Annotated in this window: 17 protein-coding genes; 5 read left to right on the top strand and 12 right to left on the bottom strand. The window is 45.1% G+C overall.

All coding sequences use genetic code 11. The annotated features are described in order from the left end of the window. Nucleotides 1-317: 317 nt before the first annotated feature. Nucleotides 318-1370 (top strand): acyltransferase, encoded by a 1053-nt coding sequence (locus tag IQ270_RS19170; protein ID WP_193974741.1) that lies wholly within the window; start codon nucleotides 318-320, stop codon nucleotides 1368-1370. A 14-nt stretch (nucleotides 1371-1384) separates the two neighbouring features. On the opposite strand, the gene IQ270_RS19165 is transcribed toward IQ270_RS19170, so the two are convergent. Then, nucleotides 1385-2116, bottom strand: a complete 732-nt coding sequence (locus IQ270_RS19165) for a TIGR04283 family arsenosugar biosynthesis glycosyltransferase (RefSeq protein WP_193974740.1) — start codon at nucleotides 2114-2116, stop codon at nucleotides 1385-1387. A gap of 93 nt (nucleotides 2117-2209) precedes the next feature. On the opposite strand from IQ270_RS19165, the gene ubiG reads away from it, so the two are divergent. Continuing rightward, nucleotides 2210-3055 carry a bifunctional 2-polyprenyl-6-hydroxyphenol methylase/3-demethylubiquinol 3-O-methyltransferase UbiG gene (gene ubiG, locus IQ270_RS19160; protein WP_193974739.1) on the top strand — a complete coding sequence of 282 codons (846 nt, stop codon included), beginning with the start codon at nucleotides 2210-2212 and terminating at the stop codon, nucleotides 3053-3055. Between the two features lie 44 nt (nucleotides 3056-3099). Here ubiG and IQ270_RS19155 read toward each other — a convergent pair whose 3' ends face one another. The 5 genes from IQ270_RS19155 to IQ270_RS19135 form a co-directional block, all read right to left on the bottom strand. Then, entirely contained in the window at nucleotides 3100-5307 is a 2208-nt protein-coding gene (locus tag IQ270_RS19155) for a cation-translocating P-type ATPase (RefSeq protein ID WP_193974738.1), read from the bottom strand. 284 nt (nucleotides 5308-5591) lie between these two features. Beyond that, on the bottom strand, nucleotides 5592-5858 hold the full coding sequence (locus tag IQ270_RS19150; protein ID WP_193974737.1) for a FeoC-like transcriptional regulator: 267 nt from the start codon (nucleotides 5856-5858) through the stop codon (nucleotides 5592-5594). Nucleotides 5859-5926: 68 nt separating this feature from the next. Next, entirely contained in the window at nucleotides 5927-8263 is a 2337-nt protein-coding gene (gene feoB, locus IQ270_RS19145) for a Fe(2+) transporter permease subunit FeoB (protein ID WP_193974736.1), read from the bottom strand. Then, nucleotides 8260-8505: a FeoA family protein gene (locus tag IQ270_RS19140; protein ID WP_193974735.1), complete on the bottom strand. Its 246-nt coding sequence runs from the start codon at nucleotides 8503-8505 to the stop codon at nucleotides 8260-8262. Before IQ270_RS19140 ends, feoB begins: the two co-directional genes overlap by 4 nt. 179 nt (nucleotides 8506-8684) lie before the next feature. After that, nucleotides 8685-9056, bottom strand: coding sequence for a FeoA family protein (locus tag IQ270_RS19135; RefSeq protein ID WP_193974734.1), 372 nt, complete (start codon nucleotides 9054-9056; stop codon nucleotides 8685-8687). A gap of 5 nt (nucleotides 9057-9061) precedes the next feature. Between IQ270_RS19135 and IQ270_RS19130 the strand changes: the two genes are divergently transcribed. Next, nucleotides 9062-9259 carry a hypothetical protein gene (locus IQ270_RS19130; RefSeq protein ID WP_193974733.1) on the top strand — a complete coding sequence of 66 codons (198 nt, stop codon included), beginning with the start codon at nucleotides 9062-9064 and terminating at the stop codon, nucleotides 9257-9259. A 303-nt stretch (nucleotides 9260-9562) separates the two neighbouring features. Then, nucleotides 9563-10459, top strand: a complete 897-nt coding sequence (locus IQ270_RS19125; RefSeq protein WP_193974732.1) for an alpha/beta fold hydrolase — start codon at nucleotides 9563-9565, stop codon at nucleotides 10457-10459. Nucleotides 10460-10512: 53 nt separating this feature from the next. Here IQ270_RS19125 and IQ270_RS19120 read toward each other — a convergent pair whose 3' ends face one another. The 6 genes from IQ270_RS19120 to IQ270_RS19095 form a co-directional block, all read right to left on the bottom strand. Continuing rightward, complete coding sequence (locus IQ270_RS19120; protein ID WP_193974731.1) at nucleotides 10513-10956, bottom strand: DUF4079 domain-containing protein; 444 nt, start codon at nucleotides 10954-10956, stop codon at nucleotides 10513-10515. Nucleotides 10957-11348: 392 nt separating this feature from the next. Continuing rightward, nucleotides 11349-12143, bottom strand: coding sequence for a WecB/TagA/CpsF family glycosyltransferase (locus tag IQ270_RS19115; protein ID WP_193974730.1), 795 nt, complete (start codon nucleotides 12141-12143; stop codon nucleotides 11349-11351). 412 nt (nucleotides 12144-12555) lie between these two features. Beyond that, nucleotides 12556-13926, bottom strand: a complete 1371-nt coding sequence (locus IQ270_RS19110) for an O-antigen ligase domain-containing protein (RefSeq protein ID WP_193974729.1) — start codon at nucleotides 13924-13926, stop codon at nucleotides 12556-12558. Between the two features lie 105 nt (nucleotides 13927-14031). Continuing rightward, on the bottom strand, nucleotides 14032-15141 hold the full coding sequence (locus tag IQ270_RS19105; RefSeq protein ID WP_193974728.1) for a glycosyltransferase family 4 protein: 1110 nt from the start codon (nucleotides 15139-15141) through the stop codon (nucleotides 14032-14034). A 437-nt stretch (nucleotides 15142-15578) separates the two neighbouring features. Beyond that, the gene (locus tag IQ270_RS19100; protein WP_193974727.1) at nucleotides 15579-16757 is read right to left on the bottom strand and encodes a glycosyltransferase family 4 protein; all 1179 of its coding nucleotides are present in this window, start codon (nucleotides 16755-16757) and stop codon (nucleotides 15579-15581) included. A gap of 796 nt (nucleotides 16758-17553) precedes the next feature. After that, nucleotides 17554-17721 (bottom strand): hypothetical protein, encoded by a 168-nt coding sequence (locus IQ270_RS19095; protein ID WP_193974726.1) that lies wholly within the window; start codon nucleotides 17719-17721, stop codon nucleotides 17554-17556. Nucleotides 17722-17980: 259 nt separating this feature from the next. Here IQ270_RS19095 and IQ270_RS19090 point away from each other — a divergent pair, with 259 nt between their 5' ends. Continuing rightward, the gene (locus tag IQ270_RS19090) at nucleotides 17981-19570 is read left to right on the top strand and encodes an Hsp70 family protein (protein WP_193974742.1); all 1590 of its coding nucleotides are present in this window, start codon (nucleotides 17981-17983) and stop codon (nucleotides 19568-19570) included. The last annotated feature ends 134 nt before the right edge of the window (nucleotides 19571-19704 follow it).

The following is a 19704-nucleotide window of genomic DNA, read 5'->3' as shown; positions in this document are numbered from 1 at the left end:
GTACAGGTTGCGGGGAAAGCAGTTGGATTTTATTTGGGAACTGGTATTATTTTCCCCCAGATAAGTTTTGTGAAGATATCAGGAAAAATCAGATTTCATGCTAGGGTTAAAACTCATCAGACAAAAAATTTCTACTTTAAATCAATACGGTTTACTTAAGACGATCTCCCTGGCACACCCCTTAAAAAGGGGGGGACAACAATGCTCTCTTTCGTCCCCCTTAAGAAGGGGGATGCTGCAAGGGATCTCCGGGGTATAAATATGTTAAGTGAACCGTATTGTAGTTTAAATCAAATTTTTTCAACCTAATTTTTCCAATGCAAAAAGCTTCTAATCGGTTCGCAGAATTTGATTTGCTCCGAGCTTTAGCGATCGTAGGTGTTGTGATTATTCATGCTGGATTCTCGGCATTTCGCGAGCGCCGAATTCTGTTTGTGGCGATCGACACATTGCAACTGTTCTGCGTACCCGCATTTTTACTGCTGAGCGGTTTTTTTCTCAGCAACAAAACGGACAATCAACATAATCCCGCAGAAGTATTCAAAAAACGACTGTCAAGAATTATACCGCCCTATCTGTTTTGGTCAGTAGTTTTGTACATCTTAAATAGTTGGAACTCGCTCCCAAAAATTGATTTACTGTCATTGCTCAGAAATATCCTGACAGGTTCAGTAATGCCTCCCTATTACTTCATCGTAGTAATTATTCAATGCTACGGTTGGTGGTGGCTGCTAGTGAAATTCAGAGTTTTAGAACCCAGAAAGATTTTACTCTTGGGTTTGACAATTCAAACAATTTTTACAATATTCTTTTACTTGGCAGTTTTCAAATACATATCAATACCTCTACCTTTGATGGAGCGCTGGATTTTTAGTTGGATTTTGCCATTTTCAACAGGTTTGTTTTTGGGCGCAGCCTATGACAAAATTCAACCCGTTCTCGAACGCAGAAGAATCCCAATTTTAGGAGCAACTATCCTATTTTATCTAGCAAGCATTTGGGAATATTACCTGCTCGGCGACGTTAATTTGGAGGGATGGTTCGTGCGATCGTTTTTTAAACTATCTTCGCAAGGATACGCAATTTTATTCGTCTTGTCAGTCCTGGCATTTTCTAAAAAAATCGCACTTCCCAGTCAAGTATCGGGGTTTGTCAAAATATTGGCAGCTTATTCATTCCCGATATATCTGCTAGATTCGACAGTCGTGCAATACGTGTTGTTAGTGTTTTATAAGTTTATTGAACCCGTACATCCGCTGCTGAAGCTCGGCTTTTTAGTTACCGGAACATTGTTGGCTTGTTTGGCGATTATTTACATATTGCAAAAAGTTTTGCCCCAAAAATACAGCCAGTACATTCTGGGAATTTAAGCAGATTTTGTAGGTCAGCGAATGTCTTCATAAAACTGCTTGAGATAGCTCGCTGAAACGCCAAAACCCCACAAAAAACCTATTGAAAGATAGATAGCAATTGCTTTGAATTCGCCCCAAGTCGCCACTCGCCGATCGCTACTTTCCACCACCCGATTGACTAACTTCAGTCTTCCCCTGCGTACTAACTTCAAACACAAATCCGCTTCCTCCATAATTGACAGCGCCGGATCGAAACCCGCACATTCCCAAAAATCGGTACGGCGGCAAAAAATAACTTGGTCGCCAAACAGCAAGCGCAATCCTTTGCAAAATAAATGAGGTCGAAATAGCAGCGGCGCGTAGAAAGTTTTTAGGTAATTGTGCAGCGAAAAACCCCATCTTGTTTGCTGCAAACCTGTCATTAGGGAGATAAATCCGCCCCCGACAATTTCGGGATCGGACAAAGTTTTTTGAATAACTGCTACAATGTCGTCGGGAACTAAAGTATCGGCGTGGAGAAAGCACAGAATTTCGCCGGTGGCGGTTTCTGCACCTAGGTTCATTTGCGCGGAGCGTCCGGTTATACTGCTAGAAATAACTGGGATCATCGAGGAAAGTGCGATCGCCACTGTGTCGTCTTGACTGCCGCCGTCTACCACTAACACTTCCCAAGCGGGAGGATTGAGAATGCTGAGTTGGCGCAAGGTGCGCTCCAGACAAGTCGCTTCGTTCAGGGTTGGGATGACAATAGAAACGCGATCCATCTGGTTGAAATTTATGTCAAAAGTATTATAATAAAAAACTGTGGCGATTGACAACTGCTGCTGTATCTTCCACTAATCAGGACTAAAAAAATCGTGCAGAAAACAGAAGTAAAAAACGATTTAGAATTTTACGATGAAAATGCTGATAATTGGTGGGACGAAAATGCTAAAATATATGCTCTCTACCATCTAAACAAACCTAGATTTGAGTTTTTCGACAGACACGCGACCAATTGGCAAGGGCTGAAAACCTTAGATGTCGGGTGCGGCGGCGGTTTTTCCTGCGAGTTTATGGCCGAGAGGGGCGCTGTGGTTTCCGGAATAGATCGATCGGACAAATGTATTGTAGCAGCCCAGAATCACGCAGTTACCAGCGGTTTCGAGATAGACTACAGACAAGGCTTTGCCGAAAATATGCCCTACGCTAACAATACCTTCGATGTGGTAATCTGCGTAGATGTTTTAGAACACGTTGTCGATTACAAACAAGTTGTATCAGAGGTTCACAGAATTCTTAAGCCCGGGGGACTGTTTTTTTTTGATACAATCAACCGCACTTTTTCCTCCCAAGTTGTGATGATTGGGTTGATGGAAAATACCTTGCAAGAAATTAAGCGAGGCGTTCACGATTGGGAAAAGTTTATTACCCCGGAGGAACTCTCTGCGGTAATGCGAGATACGGGTTTCGACAAGATTGAAATTAAAGGTTTTGATATGTTTGGAGAAATGGGGGCTGTTTTAAGCGAGATGCACGGTTTTTGGGGAAATCTTACAAGTGGAAAGCAGCTATTGCCTTCTCCGGCAAGTTTCCAACAAGTTTCTCAAGTGCTACTGTCTAATATAGCTAACTATGTTGATTACAAAAAATCTGGGTTGTTTAAAATCAAAATTAATGAGGATATATCGATTATGTATGTTGGGGTAGGGGCGAAGAAGTAGAAGACTCGGCGGTTGCAACCGCCGTCTTACTCCGCGCCTTGTGGCTATTTTGAACGAAAGAGCCGCATCCCATTTGCGGTGACAATTAACGAAGTTCCGGTGTCTGCCAAAACTGCCACGGCTAACCCTACAAACCCAAAGGTTCCCAACAATAAAAACAGTGCTTTTGTGACTAAGGAAAAAATTACATTCTGCTGAATTACACTGACAGTGCGGCGGCTCAAATCAACTGCATAGGCGAGTTTTCTTAAGTCGCTACCAACTAGCACTACATCGGCGGTTTCTAGGGCCATATCAATGCCCCCAACTGCAAAGCTGATATCGGCGGCTGCTAAAGCGGGGGCATCATTAATGCCGTCGCCTACCATTCCGACGGTTCCCTTATTTCGCAATTGTTGAATTGATTGAAGTTTGTCGAATGGTAGCAGTTCTGCTTTATACTCAGATAGGTTGAGTTGTTGGGCTATTTGCTGGGCTACAAAAGTGCGATCGCCCGTAAGCATCACCAAATTGTTCAAACCCATCTGTTTCAGCAAATGTAGGGCTTCGGCAGCTTCCAGTCGCAAGCCGTCAGCCAAAGCAATCACTCCCAACAAACCGCGAGTGCTGCCGACTAAAACAGGAGTTTGCCCTAATTTTTCGATATCATCTAGCAGAGAGACGGCTGATGTTGACAGTTCGATATTTTGGTCAGTAAATAAGCGGCGATTTCCGACAAGATAGAGGTTGTTTGCAAAATTAGCAGCAATTCCTTTACCCGGATAAGCAGTAAAATTTTCGGGAGTTTCTAACTCGATTCCTTCTTCCTTCGCTTTACTAATAATTGCCTTAGCTAAAGGATGTTCCGATTTTTGTTCCAAAGAAGCTGCAACTAACAATACCGTGCTGGCGCTCAATTCTCCCAAGTCGTAAACCTTTTGCACAACGGGTTTACCTTCTGTCAAAGTTCCGGTTTTATCAAAAGCCAGACTTTTAATTTTTCCAGCATTTTCTAAGCCGTTTCCGCCCTTAAATAACACGCCTTGACTGGTGGCTGCACCGATGGCGCTGACAATGGAAACCGGAGTGGAAATTACTAAGGCGCAGGGACAGGCTATGACTAACATTACCAGGGCGCGGTAGCACCAAACGCTGAACGGTTGACCAAAAATTAAGGGCGGAATTACTGTCAGGGCGATCGCACTTGCAATCACAATAGGAGTATAAATTTCTGCAAACTTATCCACCCACTGCTGAGTTGGGGCGCGGCTCGATTGTGCCGACTCGACTAAGTGCACAATTTTCGCAACCGTGGTATCATTCGCAGTGTGAGTAACTTTGACTTCCAAAAAGCCCGTTTGATTTAAGGTGCCGGCAAAAACCCGATCGCCCGTTTCCTTATCTTCGGGAATAGATTCGCCCGTAATTGGCGATTGGTCGATCGCCGAATTCCCCGATACCACAACTCCATCTAATGCTACCCTTTGGCCGGGACGAATTGTCAAAATTTCTCCAACTTGAATTTCCTCAACCCGCACCGTCACTTCATGGTTATTGTCGCGCTTGACAGTTGCAGTCGGTGGTGTTATATCCATCAAACTAGCAATCGCATGGCGAGTGCGGCTGAAAGTGAAAGTTTGCAAAGTTGTTCCCAGACTAAACAGGAATACAACTAACGCCGCTTCAAACCAATCGCCTAAAGCTACCGCGCCAATTACCGAAATAGTCATCAACAAATTCATGTCGGCGCGGCGCAAGCGCAACTCCATCAGGCCCGCGCGGGCGATCGGATATCCAGCTACAATAATACCGATACCGTAAAAAGCCCGCGATATCCAAATTGTCAGGGCTAAATGCTGAGTTAGCAATCCCAGAATTAATCCTATTCCCGCTAAAATTACGCTTTGTCCCCGGCGATTGCGAATCCAGAATTCCCAGTTAGTTGGGTTGGTTTTTTGAGTTTTCTCGACTGTAGAATGCTGGTGATGGTGTTCGTGATGGTGTTCGCCCGAACAACAGTCCTCCTTCGATGATACTGCTGCGGAGGGCTGTTCGATCGTGTAGCCTAAAGTTTGAATGCGATCGAAAATAGCTTTCTCGGTTACTTGTTGAGGGTCGTAATTTAACCGCAAACTTTCTGTTGCAAAAACTACATTGATGTCAGTAAGTCCGGGCAGTTTTTGCAAGCCTGCTGCTACGGTTTTGGCGCAGTTACCGCAGTCCATTCCGCCAATTTTAGTTTGTAGGGTTTTGATGGAAGGAATTTGAGTCATTATTCAGTATCCCTTTAAGATTTTAGAATGATTATCATTACTGAACATATATTCAGATGTCTGAGTAAATGGTATCCTAATTTTCTGGGCTTTGCGAACAAGATTTTTTTTATTAACCGCAGAGACCGCAGATGGCGCAGAGAAAGAGAGGATAAGAAAGAGGAAGAGGGAAGGAGAGGGATTGAGGGTGATTGCTGTTGGTAGTGAGGACTTTAGTCCTAAGATGAGGATTAAAGTCCTCACTACAAACCTTGTTGATTCGGGGTAATTGAGCGAACATGAGATTAATGGCAATTTGCAGAAACTGGTTCTTCTGCGGGTGCGGATTTATCGGCATTTACCCAGACATAAATCTCCGTAGCATCGTCGCTGCAACTATGACATCCGCCGCACTTTTTCGCCTCTGCCATTTTACTGATGCGGCCTTTGCGGATGAGGCGATTTAGCATTCCGCGCAAAGCATCGCCGTCCATGCGAAAATGGAGTTTCAAATCAGCGAGAGAGGCTCTTTTATTTTGGGAAATAAACTGTTGAATTTCGCTTAAAATCATGGTTTTTATCCTTTGTTATTGTAGGAAGTGCGAGCGGGGACGCTCGCGAGGATATACAGTGCTACTGACTACTGACTCATCACTTCGCGCCGTTTGTGGCGTTTTGAACCAGCGATTTTTAATCCAAAAATGGCAGCAGCCATAGTTACTGCTAGTCCTCCAATCCAAGCAATAGAGGATGCTGGATGCTCTACAAATGTGGCAATTTGATAGTATTCAACTGCTGTAAAATAAGCTAAACCTGTAGTCCAAGTACAGGCGAATATTGTCCAGCCCAAATTTGTTTCGCGGTAAAGTGCTGCGGTTGCGGAGACGCACGGGAAATACAGCAATACAAACAACAAATAAGCAAAGGCCGCACTATTAGAACCAAAGCGTTTAGACATTTGTCCGTAGGTGCTACCAGAAATACCTTGAGCATCTGCTGCTGCTTGTTTGTCTGTAATATTGGCCGAACTTAAACCGAGGGGGTCAAAAAGTTGGCCTGGAAGTTTTGTTAGATTCTCTGGAATAGTGAGAAATGCTTTGCCGATACCGCCCCACAAGCTAAATTCTGCTTTTTCAGGTTCTGCACCTGCTGCTTTTTGTTCCTCTCCTAGTTGGGTGTAGAGAGAGTCTAAGGTGCCAACCATTACTTCTTTGGCAAATACTCCTGTTAGTAAACCGACGCTAGCGGGCCAGTTTTCTTGGGTGACTCCCATCGGAGCAAAGACGGGTGTGACTGTGCGGCCAACTGCACTCAGAATTGAATCTTTGCTGTTTTCTTTGCCGAAAGAACCATCGGTACCCACGGAGTTCATGAATCCTAGTACAATTACCATGATCACGATCGCAATTCCTGCCTTTTTGATAAAAGCCTGCAATCTGTCCCAAGTCCGCAGCAGCACGCCTTTAAGCTTAGGAATGTGGTAGGGCGGCAGTTCCATCACAAACGGTGCAGCTTCTCCTTGCAGGATTGTGTTTTTTAAGATTAGTCCAGTGATCACTGCTGCTAAAATGCCTAACAGGTAAAGCCCCAACACCATGTTTTGACCGCCGACTTGGAAGAATGCGCCACAAAATAAGGCGTAAACTGCTAATCTGGCACTACAAGACATGAATGGATTCATCATAATCGTCATCGTGCGATCGCGCTTATTTTCCAATGTCCGCGTCGCCATAATTCCGGGAATATTACAGCCAAAACCGATCATCATCGGTACAAAAGACTTGCCAGGAAGTCCGACAAATCGCATTAATCTGTCCATTACGAAGGCTGCCCGCGCCATGTAGCCGGAGTCTTCCAACGCTGACAAACACAAGAACATCATCCCAATTTGGGGAATAAAAGTAGATGTAGTTTGAATCCCGCCACCAGCACCTTTTGCGAGCAGTCCGATCAACCATCCAGGGGAATCGATACTTTCTAAAATATTACCGAAACCCTCTACAAAAATTGTCCCGAAGAATTGGTCAAAAAAGTCGATAAACACGCCGCCGACGTTAATCGAAATAGTGAACATTAAGTACATCACCATCAAGAATACGGGAATGCCTAACCAGCGGTTGAGTACAATTTGGTCGATTTTATCGGAAAGATTGGCTTTGACTTCTCTGGAAGATTCGGCGACGCCTTGAGTGAGGGTGCGGATGAAGGTGTAGCGGCTGTCGGCAATGATAATATCTAAGTCGTCATCAAGGGTTTCGTGAACTCGGCGGCGGTGCGGGACGACTATTTTTTCTAACTCTGTATTGGCGAGTTCCGGGGCGACATCATCCTGGTATTCTAGGAGTTTCAGGGCTGTCCAGCGGGCATCTATACTGCGGTTTGGGCTATGCTGTTCGATATGCGGGATTAGTTGGGCGATCGCATCTTCGATCGCAGCCGGATAACCAACATAGGCAGATGGTACGATCGGCTTAACCAGAGCCTTATTCACAGCATCGCGCAACAAAGGCACCCCGTCATTTGACGTAGCACTCATCGGCACTACAGTACAACCGAGGCGTTCTGCCAGTTTGCTAACATTAATTCGGATGTCTCGTTCCTTGGCAACATCCATCATATTTAGCGCGACTATCATCGGCACGCGCATCTCTAAAATTTGCGTTGTGAGATACAAATTTCGTTCTAAGTTGGAAGCATCAACAATATTCACAATCACATCAGCTTCGCCAGATAGCAAATAATCTCGCGCTACCAATTCATCGAGTCCGGTATCTCCGTCTTCGGCATCAATAGAATAAACTCCCGGTAAGTCAACAATCGTAATTACAAAACCGTCGTGAGCATATTTTCCCTCTTTGCGTTCAACTGTTACTCCAGGCCAATTACCTACTCGTTGATTAGCACCAGTCAGGGCATTAAATAAAGTAGTTTTTCCACAGTTGGGGTTGCCCACCAATCCAATAACTTGCTTAGTCATTCTTCTACTTCCTGTACAAATAAGATATTGGCTTCATCTTTGCGTAAACTGAGTTTGAAACCCCGCACTAGGATTTCTACGGGATCTCCTAAGGGTGCGTGGCGGGTAACAGTAAATTCTGTTCCCGGCGTCAATCCCATTGCTAACAATTTACTTTTGTAACCGCGGGCTGTTTTCTCATAGCCAACTACTCGGCCGATGCTGCCAACAGCTAAATCCCCTAGTTGTTTTTTCTCGTTCATCTCTTGTTTTAATGGACTATAAATTGGTACAAATTAGATTAAATGTCAGAAGATAGTAACCCCTTCAGAATGTGTCAAAATCTCTCTTTCCTCTTCCTCTGTGCTCTCTGCGCCCTCTGCGGTAAAAAAAAGAAAATCTTCTTCACAAATCGAATAACATTACTATTTGTTTATGACAATTATGAATTACTGCACATAATTTTTTGTGCCATACCCGCCCCCAAACCAATGCGGTTGTCGCCAATTCCCACAATCACGGAGCCCCCAGAATTGCTGACTATTTGAACTTCCATGCTAGGGACTAATCCCATGCCGATGAGGCGTCGCACAGTGCCTTCTGAACCTTTGAGTTTGACTATCTGCAGCTTGTCGCCAACGCTTGCCATTGCTAGCGGGAATGATTTACCCTGAGCTGAGTCTGGCTGAACTTCTGTGCTATCCTCTGCGGTTTGAGAGACTTCTGGTGTCTCGCCGTAAAAGGTAAAAGCCCCGAACTGTCTGGGGTTTAGCTGTTCGTTTTGTTGGCTGTATTCTTGGGTGTTTTCTTTCATCTGTTATGATTGTCGATCGATATTTAGTAACTTTTTGCTTGGGCTTGCTTGTGGCCAGACTTGAGATTAATTCTCAATACTGGCGACGCACAATGGTATACATCGCTAAATTTCCAGTTTCAGCGAACTCTTTCCCTGTTAATATTTCGGACGCAGCCATCCAACCAGCCCAGAAAGACGATTTTTGGGCGAGTTCGTCGTAGTTTTAATCTCTCTTGCGTTAGATGCCAATGTGCGCTTTAACCCCCACGAAGCAATATCTACTGCTCTTAAGCATAGTAGATTAAAAAGGAATTATTAGCAACTATTCTCAAATATTTTAACATATAGTTAACCAACTCAGCCTTAGCCGAGACACCACGAGACTAAGTATAGATCCTGGTTTCAGAGGTCGATCGCCCTAAATCCTCAAGTAGAAGGCGATCGAGCATATATACTTAAATGTTTGAGGGTTCGGGGCGATCGCGGAGGCATCGCCCCTACCGATTCACACTTTATCAAGAATTATGCCAGCAAGTTTTCTGCCAAAATCGATCGCACAACTCACAGAATCTACCTCAATTGCCTTAGCCCAAAGCATTCAGCAGGAGGCAATTACAACGAGTCTCAGCCAGCAGCCAATTGCCACAACCTACGTGCGCCAAGGCAGCGGAAACACGCCAATTTTGCTCATTCACGGGTTCGACAGTTCCGTATTTGAATTCCGTCGCCTGTTGCCGCTGCTAGCCGAAAAAAATGAAACTTGGGCGGTGGATTTATTGGGTTTTGGCTTTACAGAAAGACTGGCGGGTTTGCCTTTTAGCGCAAAGGCGATCGGAAGTCACCTTTACTACTTTTGGAAAACGCTAATTTCGGAACCAGTAATCTTAATTGGTGCATCGATGGGAGGTGCAGCAGCAATTGATTTCACTCTCAATCATCCCGAACTTGTCAAAAAGTTAATCTTAATAGACAGTGCAGGTTTTGCCGTCACTTCTAATAATGGCAAATTTTTAATTCCACCTTTAGGATATTTGGCTACTTCATTTTTACGAAACCCTAAAATTCGTCAAAAAATCAGCGTCAACGCTTATTTCGATCAAACTTTGGCTTCTGTTGATGCCCAAACTTGCGCTGCTTTGCACTTGGAAGTACCCAATTGGAATCAAGCTTTAATTGCTTTTACCAAAAGCGGCGGTTACGCAGGTTTTGGGGAAAAGTTGTCCGAGATTCAGCAGGAAACACTGATTTTGTGGGGAAAACAAGACCGAATTTTGGGGACGGCGGATGCAGAAAAGTTCAAAAGTGCGATCGCCAATTCTCAACTAATTTGGATACCGGATTGCGGACACGTTCCTCACTTAGAAAAACCCGAGATTACCGCGCAGCATATCTTAGATTTCACAGATCAAGCAGGTTTGTAGTCAGGACTTCAGTCCTGTTCAAACTTTGAGGACTCAAGTCCTCGCTACAAACCTTAAACTTTTGGTAAATACTTTTGTACAATAGTCCATCCTGTGAGCAACACAGTCACAAATCCCCCGCACAAAGCCAAATTAGCCCCGATGTGGACGGGACGCGCCCAAGGATGTTTAGGGCCAATTTGCAAACCACTTCCCACAGAAACCAACACCAAAGCAACAACAGCTAATCCCGCCGGTAAATGAGCCGAGTGACCCAAATTCCCGTAGTATCCCAGCGTACCGACTACACCAATTCCCAGCAGTAAAATTACCAAAGTCGCCATTCCCGTACCAGTCGCCAAATGAAAGGGACGCAGCCATTTTGGTCGCGGCTGTTTCGTACTGCGGGCGGCAAACATCCAGGTTCCAGTAACGGCCAGCAACAGGTAAGCTAACAGAGAAACACCCATTGACCAAGCCGCTATTTTCCACAACCACAAGAAAGAAGGGAGATTCATCCGCTGGATCCCTAATTAGGGATTTCTAAAAAAGCTTTCATGCCGATTTTACCCGGAATTGAAAGCAAAAATGAATATTTTTGGAATCGAGTGCGATCGGGCTGTGCACAGCTTGCATCTGTCTCACCCTGAAGTCAAACGCCAGAACTCATACTCAGCTTTATTGACGTTATAGATTAGTCGCTCCCGTTTTTAGCTGAAGCAGCATTCCTCCCCGCGCTGTAATCTTTGATTCAGCGTCGGGATGAATGCGCGTGAGGTGAGGAGTGCAGGTTTACCGATGCCAAACGCAACGAGCAAGGGGAAATGTGCAACGACGAAACGAACAAATTTCTCACAGATGAATTGTGAAGCCTACAGGCCAACCGCAAGCGCTGTCGGCGTGTGTTAGTTCACGAACCGCCTTCCCATTCTAGGTTCGTGTTTTTGCTGTCCATGAAAGGCATTTTATAATACCCTAATTTTTGTTCTACTATTAATCGGAAAAAAGGCAAACCGTCTATCAGATATCTTTTCCACAACCTTCTCGGTTCGCTTAACAGTCGGTAGGCCCATTCGATGCCGACTTCGCTCATCCATTTGGGGGATCTTGCTTTGCAACCAGCTTCAAAGTCAATGGTTGCACCTACGGCTAAGAAAATTTTGGCGTGTGTCAGTTTGCTCTGGTATTTAATCAGCCACTTCTCTTGCTTCGGGGCTCCCACTCCTATTGCCAAAACTGTAGCTCCTGATTTATTGATCGCGTCAATTATTTTTTCACACTCTTCCTCATTTTTTTCAAAGCCAAAAGAAGGAGAAAGTGCTTCAACCACTATTTCTCTACCAATTTTTTGATTGATTTTTTCCTGGGCTTTCCTGGCAATACCTTCAGCAGCTCCCAGCAAAAATATTTTCATGTTCTCGTTATCCTTGTGATACATATAAAATGCCGGAAACAAGTCTGAACCTGAAATTTTTTCTTTGATAGGAGTACCCAAGAATTTTGAGGCATACATCAATATTTGACTGTCGCAGACTCGATAACTAGATTTATTGTATGCTTCATAGAAATCGCGATCGTACTGCAACTTAATCAAGTGGTCTACATTGGGCGTAAATACGACACCGCCTTCGCTGTCGAGTTTTTCAAACAATTCTGTTATTGACAGGTTATCTATGGATACATTCAATAAATTAACGGTTTTCATTTGTTGTTCCCTTCCACTCTTTCTATTAAATTACAGCTCAAACTATAACCCACACTGCAACCTCGTATTTTCACTTTTTGGGCGCGGGAGGGTGAATATACTTTATTCAGTATATGCCTGTATACCCTACCTGTCTAGTAATAAATTTTAAAGATTGTGTAAAGAATCACCTAGTTTTAGCAAAAAGTGTATCAAGCCATTTTTTTGGTTTACAATTCGCAGCACAATTTTCTGAACAAGACTATCTCGTGCGAATAGTTAAAAAATTGTAAATTAATGTTGAAAAATTGAGAAAGAGATCGCAACTCCCGAAATAAGTTTGAGGCAAAAAAGGTAGGTTTTTTAGTTTGTGTATGCAGCGAATGCCAGATAAATTTAAGCTATGAGTGCGATCGGCTCGCCTTCCTAAAAATCATCCTGATTTTTGGTGAACCAATAACTTTCTTCTGGGCGGCGAACTGGCTTTCTTAGTCTTAAGACTTTCTGGAGCTTTTAAAACCAAACCCGATATTCCGCCAGCAATCACCGCAAAAATCGGGTTAGTCATAGCGTTCAAAATACAGTCGAACACGTACATAGTTAGGGCTACTCCCAAGACCGCAGCGGGCGCTACTTTGGGATGAGACCAGGTTCTGGCGGGATACTTGGACAAGCAAAAGACGACCACAGGAAGTAACAAAGCAGAAAATAAACTCGCTAAACCGACTGCACCATAGACGCCAAATGCAATAATCCACAAGCTGTCTGTGACCGAGATATCTTTACCGTACTGGTTGTACACGCGGTTTCCGCCAGAATCTCCCCAGCCAAAAAGAAATACTTGCCGCGCTTTTTCCCCCAATATCTCTTCCATGTCAAATCTAAACTTCAGAGAGGCGGCTCGTTCTTCGCCAAATACTTGAGTGATAAAGCCAATCACATCATCGCTCGAAAATTGACCCGATGCAGCTAAGTACAGATAAAATACTATATATCCAATGATGAATAACAACGGCAAAGAAGTGTGAAACTGCTTCGCCGAAAATAATACGATCAACCCGAACGCAAATAAACTGTAGGCGCCTGTAGAACGGCACAGGAAAAAAGCAATAGTTAATACAATTACTAGAGTCTTGATGTTGCGGCCTTGAAACTTTTTGAGCGTCCCAGTTTGCCAAAGCCAAACTCCGATTAAGGCGGCACTCATCATCCACACGCCCACCATCAAACCGTGCTGCATAAAGACTACGGGTCTCCACCCCCCCATCCGCCTGGCTTGACCCCAGTCATTAAAGGCACTGACGCCGTAAACCATTTGGTGCAGAATGGGGCCCTTAACCCCTTCAATTAAAGTAAAGGGAATGTAGGCCAACCCACCTGCAAAAATGCCGATCGCCAATTGTCGCAGCCCGTCTAAACTACCAAAATACAAGCGTCCTACAAAATAAGGCAGACCCCAAGTAATGATTTGGCTGAAAGTCGGAGAAATCGGGCTACCACCATTAGAAACTTGTGAAACAATGGGACACAAACACCAAATTACCATTGGCACATCGAGCCAACCCGGTTTAAAAGTGGTGAGGCGCGAAGTATCGAAGAAAATAGTAGCCAGCAAAATCGCGTAGCAAGATGCGGAAATTTTGTCATAGGGCGGCAGTAGGGGGATGGGATAAGAAGCTTGGGGCAAAAACAGCCACGCTACCACAAAACTGATAACTACCGCCCGCTGAGTCGGAAACCTCAAAAACAGGTAAAAAACGATCGGCATCCAGCCGAACAGAGCAATTGGGATTAATGCAACCATAGGTTTTTTTTGGCAGTAAAATTGTATAAAGACAGCTCAATTTGCCAGATACAAATTCTCGCTTAAACGATCGCCCCACCCCGAGCTTTTAAATCCACCTCAATTTTACTGATTGTTCCTTAATTGTGACTGACGTTCCACAGCAGCGTACAGTGCAGCCTCGAACAGAGCCGTTGCATCCTCCCAGGTATAATTTATCACCGTATTTAAAGCTGTCTCGGACATCGCCAGCCATTCGGCATCAGACAACTGACAAATTTGCTCGATCGCCCTTGCCATATCCTCTGGATTTTCTGGGTTCACCAGAATGCCACCCCCCCCAGCCAGCAGTTCCGGTGCCGCACCAGCAGGAGTGCCGATGACTGGAGTGCCGCAAGCCATTGCTTCTAAAATTGGCAAGCCAAAGCCTTCGGAGCGACTGGAAAACAGCCAAGCATCGCATTTGCTGTAGTAATCTTTGAGTTGGTCTTGAGTAGGTGCTTTATTATACTCAGTACCGCGCGGCAGCGGCAAATAGGAAGGAGGATTTTCCCCCGAACCAAAGGCAACCAAACGCAGGTTAGGAATTTTTTTGGCAGCTATAGAGAAAGCTTTCAGGGCAAGATCGCAGCCTTTCCAGGGAGTTGTAGAATAGTACAGCCCGACTGTGGGAACTGACTGCTTGGATCGGGGCTTGGGGCTGTAAAACTGTTTGGTGTTCACAGTCGGAGGGACAAGAGAGACAGACAAATCGCCGTATTCATTCCGAGCTTTGTCGGCCAGCCACTGGGCCACAGCGATTTTGTGCATCGGCAGCCGCCAAGTTGCCTCTACTCGACCTTTTGGTACGTACTCAAAAGCCTCGTAGTGTTGGAGAAAATATACTTTCGCTCCTTTGCGGGGGGAGATTTTGTCCACCCACTCGGCAGTTTCCCACCAAGTAGCCATAATCACATCAGCATCAGGTACATCAAGGTCGGTAACTGGACGATCGGTGTCGAGAATTCGGATTTCTACATCCACCTTGTCAAAGTGAGACAGTTCTTTCTTAGGGGCGGACTCCCAACCTCTACCCTTCAACAACGATCGCACTTGTTGCTTCAAAGTCCGTTGTCGCTGGGGTGTAGAGACGATAAATATTTTGTGGCCTCGCTTTTGGAGAAGTTCTGTGTAGATAGATAGCACCCTCATGCCACCCGTAAGACCAAGGGTAGGAAGGACAAAAGTAATTTTCATAAATATATCAAAAAGATACACGCTGGTCCTTCAAACTTCTCCATTACAGGAAGTTGGGACTTACGAGCCTCTTTTTGACCTCGGTCTAGAGTGCCGGCTGCTGTTGGAGGCGATCGTAACTTGATAGTCGAACGACCTTACTTAGCCGCCCGGGACTTTTCCCACTTACAAATCGAGAGATGCTTGAGGATGAGACAAGTCTAACCCGATAAAGACACGATCCTTAAAACCTCCGTCGCACTCGGGTTAAGATTTTTGCCAGCGGTAACTTGGAACAGCTATTCTCTGGATGCAATCACAATTTGCGTCGAGACTGCTGCGTAGAAAACAGGACGCGGGCAATTTGAGTTTTGGCAGAAGCACCCCATTAAACGATATGGAATTCCTGCTGAGAATCCCGCTTCAACAATGCGCGTCCCGATTTGAGATTGCAGCAGTTAGCATTCAACCGGAACTTTTTCTGGGTTGTCTTTTTGCGGCATATCGTCCGGCACGTAGTAGGGAGAACAGGAAAATATCTTAAAGTCCCGCTGTTTAGATTTGTCTACAGCAACTTTCAATCCCGCTTCAAAATAAGTCGTGGCATCTTCCCAAGTATAATTGACTACCTTGGCATAGGCTGCTTCGGACAGGGCTCGCCACTGGGCATCGGGCAACTGACAGACATACTGTATGGCTTCTGCCATTTCTTCAGGATCTTCGGGTTGGACAAGTATGCCACTACCGCCGCTCAAAATTTCTGGAGCAGCGCCTGCGGGGGTACTGATGACGGGAGTGCGGCACGCCATCGCTTCGATAATTGGCAAGCCGAAACCTTCTGAACGGCTCGCCAGCAGCCACGCATCGCATTTGCTGTAATAGTCTTTGATTTGGTCTTGGTCGGGTTGAATTACATACTCGGCATTGGTCGGTAGAGGCAATTCTGAGGATGGGGCCTGTGTACCGAAGGCAACCAGACGCAGGTTGGGAATTTTTTCGGCAGCTAGGGAAAAAGCTTTGAGGGCGATGTCGGTTCCTTTCCAATAAATTGTAGAGTACATCATGCCAATGGTCGGAACCGATTGTTTGTGGCGGGGACAGGCGTAAAATTGCTTGGTGTCAACACTCGGAGGAGCTAAGGAAACTTGGTCGTCTTTGTATTTAGTCCGAGCTAGATCGACTAACCATTGAGAAATCGTAATTTTGTGCATGGGCAGCATCCAGGTTGCTTCTACTCTACCTTCGGGTATATAGTCAAAAACTTCGTGGTGCTGGATAAAATAAGCTTTTGCTCCTTTGCTGGGAGAGAGTTTTGCTACCCACTCGGCGGTTTCCCACCAGGTGGCAACTACTACGTCAGCGTCAGGTACATCTTTGTCCTCTACCGGGCGGTAGCGATCGGTAATTTCGTGTTTTACACCTAAGTTATCGAAAAATGAGGGTTCGTTTTTGGGTGCGGAAATCAAACCCCGTCCCCGCAGCAGCGACTTGACTTGCTGTCGGAGAATCGGTGGGGCGTGGGGTACAGAGATCACGAACACTTCGTGCCCGCGCTTTCTCAAAAGTTCTGCGAAAATAGATACTACTCGTATTCCACCAGTCAGACACAAAGTAGGAAGAACAAACGTGATTTTCATTTTTAAGTCCCGCTGAAGACTACGACTCAATGCAGGTGCTGCGACCAGCCCTAGTTTTAGAGTCCGTCAGGAAAGAGGGGCGGGTGAGTATTAACTACCGCTTTCCCAGTGTATACATAGAATCAAATCAAGCTACTGTTCGCAACACCCCAGTATCTATCTGCCACAACTTCGCTGTGATGAACGGAGCATAACGATTGATGCCAGCACCAAACAGTTCCTACAGGGATAATTTTCCTCTGGGCCAAAGTTCCTCCTGAAGACAGATACCCGATCGAACAGCAGCTTTTTTCCCGGCAAATACGCCAGCCAGACAACTACATCCTGTCTAAGATAACAGAACTTGCTAGACCTAAGACAAGGATGTACGGGAAACCGAAAAGCACCCAACTTTTACGGTCTAACTAAATGTAGCAGTCGTAACAATATGCAGTAGATGGACGATCGCCCCGGACTAAATTTTATACTGCAACATCAAAGAGAGAAAATCTTACTTTGAGAATGTTGATTTACTGCTCCAACAGATATAAACACCAAACTGCGACTGTAAGTTTTTCTAACTATACCGTGGTTTCGGGACAAAATATCGTATTTTGTTGGAATTCAGAGATCGCGGTTTACTCAAATACTGGCATGGGGGCGGTCCGATCGAAATTGTTACTGGTTTAAAAGTGCAGTTGCCGGCACTGAAATTACCCGCAAAGGCTTGATCTGTCGTTTAAAGGAGAAGCCGGCAGTTATTTTGTCAAGACCGATTCGGGAATTTGCTAGTTTAAGTTTGGGCGATCGATCAAATTCAGTCAGCCAATTGCAGCAGCGATCGTTTTATTTCTATTTCAGCACCATTTGGCAGCCAGTCAAGGATTTTTTTTGCCATTTGGGCTGGCTTTACCCGTATAATATCTTTGAGTTCATCAACCTGTACTGCTAAAGAAAGCAAAACAATTTCTAACTTTGTTATCAATTGAAATTACTTTGCGACAGGTAGCGATCGCAGATTCCACCAGCCGCAAATCTTTAACCATTATTTCCCGCTGTTTATCGCTATCGGCAATCGTTTAAAATTGACACCACAAATCATCATCAACCGCCTTATCATCGCAGCAACATAGTTTCTGCTTTGCCACCGTCGGGCCCTGCCATAGGCGAAATCTTATATTTGTATTTGCTGCTCTAAATACCATAATATAATCTAATCTCTAGTAGCTGTGTATTGTGGTAAAATGACGATCGCAATTGACTTTGGAACTAGCAACACCGTCGCCGCTCGCTGGAATCAAGCCACCCAGCAGCCCGAAACTTTGAAATTACCGGGATTGTCGGCAATCTCGGCTCAAAATCCCCCCCTAATTCCCAGTTTGCTCTACGTTGAGGACGCTGCTAAAAATAAAGTAATACTCGGTCAGCAAGTCCGCGATCGAGGTCTCGATCTGAGTGGAGATTCTAGGTTTTTCCGCAATTTCAAGCGGGGAATTGGCACTTCGGTTCAGGGTTTTGTGCCGGAACTTGACGGGCAAATTGTGGATTTTGAACGAGTAGGTGAGCTGTATTTGAGCCAAATTGTCAGCTCAATTCGCGAACTGCCTTTGCCGGTAGATTCTTTAATTTTTACAGTGCCGGTAGATAGTTTTGAAGCTTACCGCCATTGGTTGGGTAAAGTGTCTCAATCTCTGCAAGTAGAACAGGTGCGGATGTTGGACGAACCTACGGCGGCTGCTTTGGGTTACGGTTTGGCCGATCGCGAAATTCTCTTAGTCATTGATTTCGGCGGCGGAACTCTCGACCTTTCCCTGGTGCGTCTCGACATTTCTGCTGGCAAAAAGCCCCTGGGTTTTCTGCTCAAATGGGGCGAAAAATTATTAGCTGAATCTTCAGCACAAAAAGCAAAAGTTGCTCGGGTTTTGGCGAAAGCCGGACAAAATTTGGGCGGTTCTGATATTGATAATTGGCTGGTTGACTATTTTGTCAAAACGAAAAACCTGGCAAAATCTCCGATAACAACGAGATTGGCAGAACGGTTAAAGATTCAGTTATCTTTGGTAAATCAGGCAGTTGAAGTTTATTTTGATGACGAAAATTTTGAGAGTTACGAATTAGAATTAGATCGATCGCGCTTTGAATCTATCCTCGCAGAACATCAGTTTTTTGACAACCTCGACGAGTGCATGAATCAAGTATTGCAGCAAGCGCGCCGCCAAGGTTTAGAAATTGGCGACATCGATGCAGTTTTGCTCGTTGGCGGTACTGTCCAAATTCCTGCGGTGCAGCGTTGGGTGCAGCAATATTTCGAGCCGGCAAAGATTCGGTGCGACAGACCCTTTGAGGCGATCGCAATCGGTGCTCTGCAACTGAGTCAAGGCATAGAAATCAAAGATTTTCTCTATCACAGTTACGGAATTCGCTACTGGAACCGCCGCGAAAATTGCCACAGTTGGCACAGTTTAATCAAATCCGGTCAGTCCTATCCGATGAGCGAACCTGTAGAATTAGTCTTGGGAGCTTCTCTAGAAAATCAGCCGAGTATAGAATTAATTATTGGCGAATTGGGAGCGGAAACTGGCGGCACGGAGATATATTTTGACGGCGACAGGCTAATTACTCGCCAAATCGCGGGCCAAACCTCGGTACAGCCGCTAAATGACAAAGATGGAGCTCGCAGTATCGCGCAATTGACACCGCCTGGGTATCCGGGGGGCGATCGCATCAAAATTTTCTTTCGCGTGGACGAACAGCGATTTTTACGCATTACCGTGGAAGATTTGCTGACAAATGAAACGTTGTTAGAGGATAAACCAGTGGTGCAGTTAAGTTAGGAATTAAGCAAGCTAAAACAAACCAGAACTGATAAACTCCGACCAATAAACTGGGTTTTTGACCGAATCTATGGCTGTAACGCAGTATTTCGTAAAAAAACCCAGTTTCTGACTACCAGTGCATAAGTTCTAAT

This window comes from Microcoleus sp. LEGE 07076, assembly GCF_015207455.1.
Classification (GTDB): domain Bacteria; phylum Cyanobacteriota; class Cyanobacteriia; order Cyanobacteriales; family Microcoleaceae; genus Microcoleus.
The sequence above is the reverse complement of the archived record's forward strand: the minus strand, read 5'-3'. Positions and strand labels throughout refer to the sequence as shown.

What these genes read in the sequence shown, in the direction of transcription:
- IQ270_RS19170 (WP_193974741.1), top strand. Translation starts at nt 318, where the DNA reads ATGCAAAAAGCTTCTAATCGGTTCGCAGAATTTGATTTGCTCCGAGCT.
- IQ270_RS19165 (WP_193974740.1), bottom strand. Translation starts at nt 2,116, where the DNA reads ATGGATCGCGTTTCTATTGTCATCCCAACCCTGAACGAAGCGACTTGT.
- IQ270_RS19155 (WP_193974738.1), bottom strand. Translation starts at nt 5,307, where the DNA reads ATGACTCAAATTCCTTCCATCAAAACCCTACAAACTAAAATTGGCGGA.
- IQ270_RS19150 (WP_193974737.1), bottom strand. Translation starts at nt 5,858, where the DNA reads ATGATTTTAAGCGAAATTCAACAGTTTATTTCCCAAAATAAAAGAGCC.
- feoB (WP_193974736.1), bottom strand. Translation starts at nt 8,263, where the DNA reads ATGACTAAGCAAGTTATTGGATTGGTGGGCAACCCCAACTGTGGAAAA.
- IQ270_RS19140 (WP_193974735.1), bottom strand. Translation starts at nt 8,505, where the DNA reads ATGAACGAGAAAAAACAACTAGGGGATTTAGCTGTTGGCAGCATCGGC.
- IQ270_RS19135 (WP_193974734.1), bottom strand. Translation starts at nt 9,056, where the DNA reads ATGAAAGAAAACACCCAAGAATACAGCCAACAAAACGAACAGCTAAAC.
- IQ270_RS19130 (WP_193974733.1), top strand. Translation starts at nt 9,062, where the DNA reads ATGATTGTCGATCGATATTTAGTAACTTTTTGCTTGGGCTTGCTTGTG.
- IQ270_RS19125 (WP_193974732.1), top strand. Translation starts at nt 9,563, where the DNA reads ATGCCAGCAAGTTTTCTGCCAAAATCGATCGCACAACTCACAGAATCT.
- IQ270_RS19120 (WP_193974731.1), bottom strand. Translation starts at nt 10,956, where the DNA reads ATGAATCTCCCTTCTTTCTTGTGGTTGTGGAAAATAGCGGCTTGGTCA.
- IQ270_RS19115 (WP_193974730.1), bottom strand. Translation starts at nt 12,143, where the DNA reads ATGAAAACCGTTAATTTATTGAATGTATCCATAGATAACCTGTCAATA.
- IQ270_RS19110 (WP_193974729.1), bottom strand. Translation starts at nt 13,926, where the DNA reads ATGGTTGCATTAATCCCAATTGCTCTGTTCGGCTGGATGCCGATCGTT.
- IQ270_RS19105 (WP_193974728.1), bottom strand. Translation starts at nt 15,141, where the DNA reads ATGAAAATTACTTTTGTCCTTCCTACCCTTGGTCTTACGGGTGGCATG.
- IQ270_RS19100 (WP_193974727.1), bottom strand. Translation starts at nt 16,757, where the DNA reads ATGAAAATCACGTTTGTTCTTCCTACTTTGTGTCTGACTGGTGGAATA.
- IQ270_RS19090 (WP_193974742.1), top strand. Translation starts at nt 17,981, where the DNA reads ATGACGATCGCAATTGACTTTGGAACTAGCAACACCGTCGCCGCTCGC.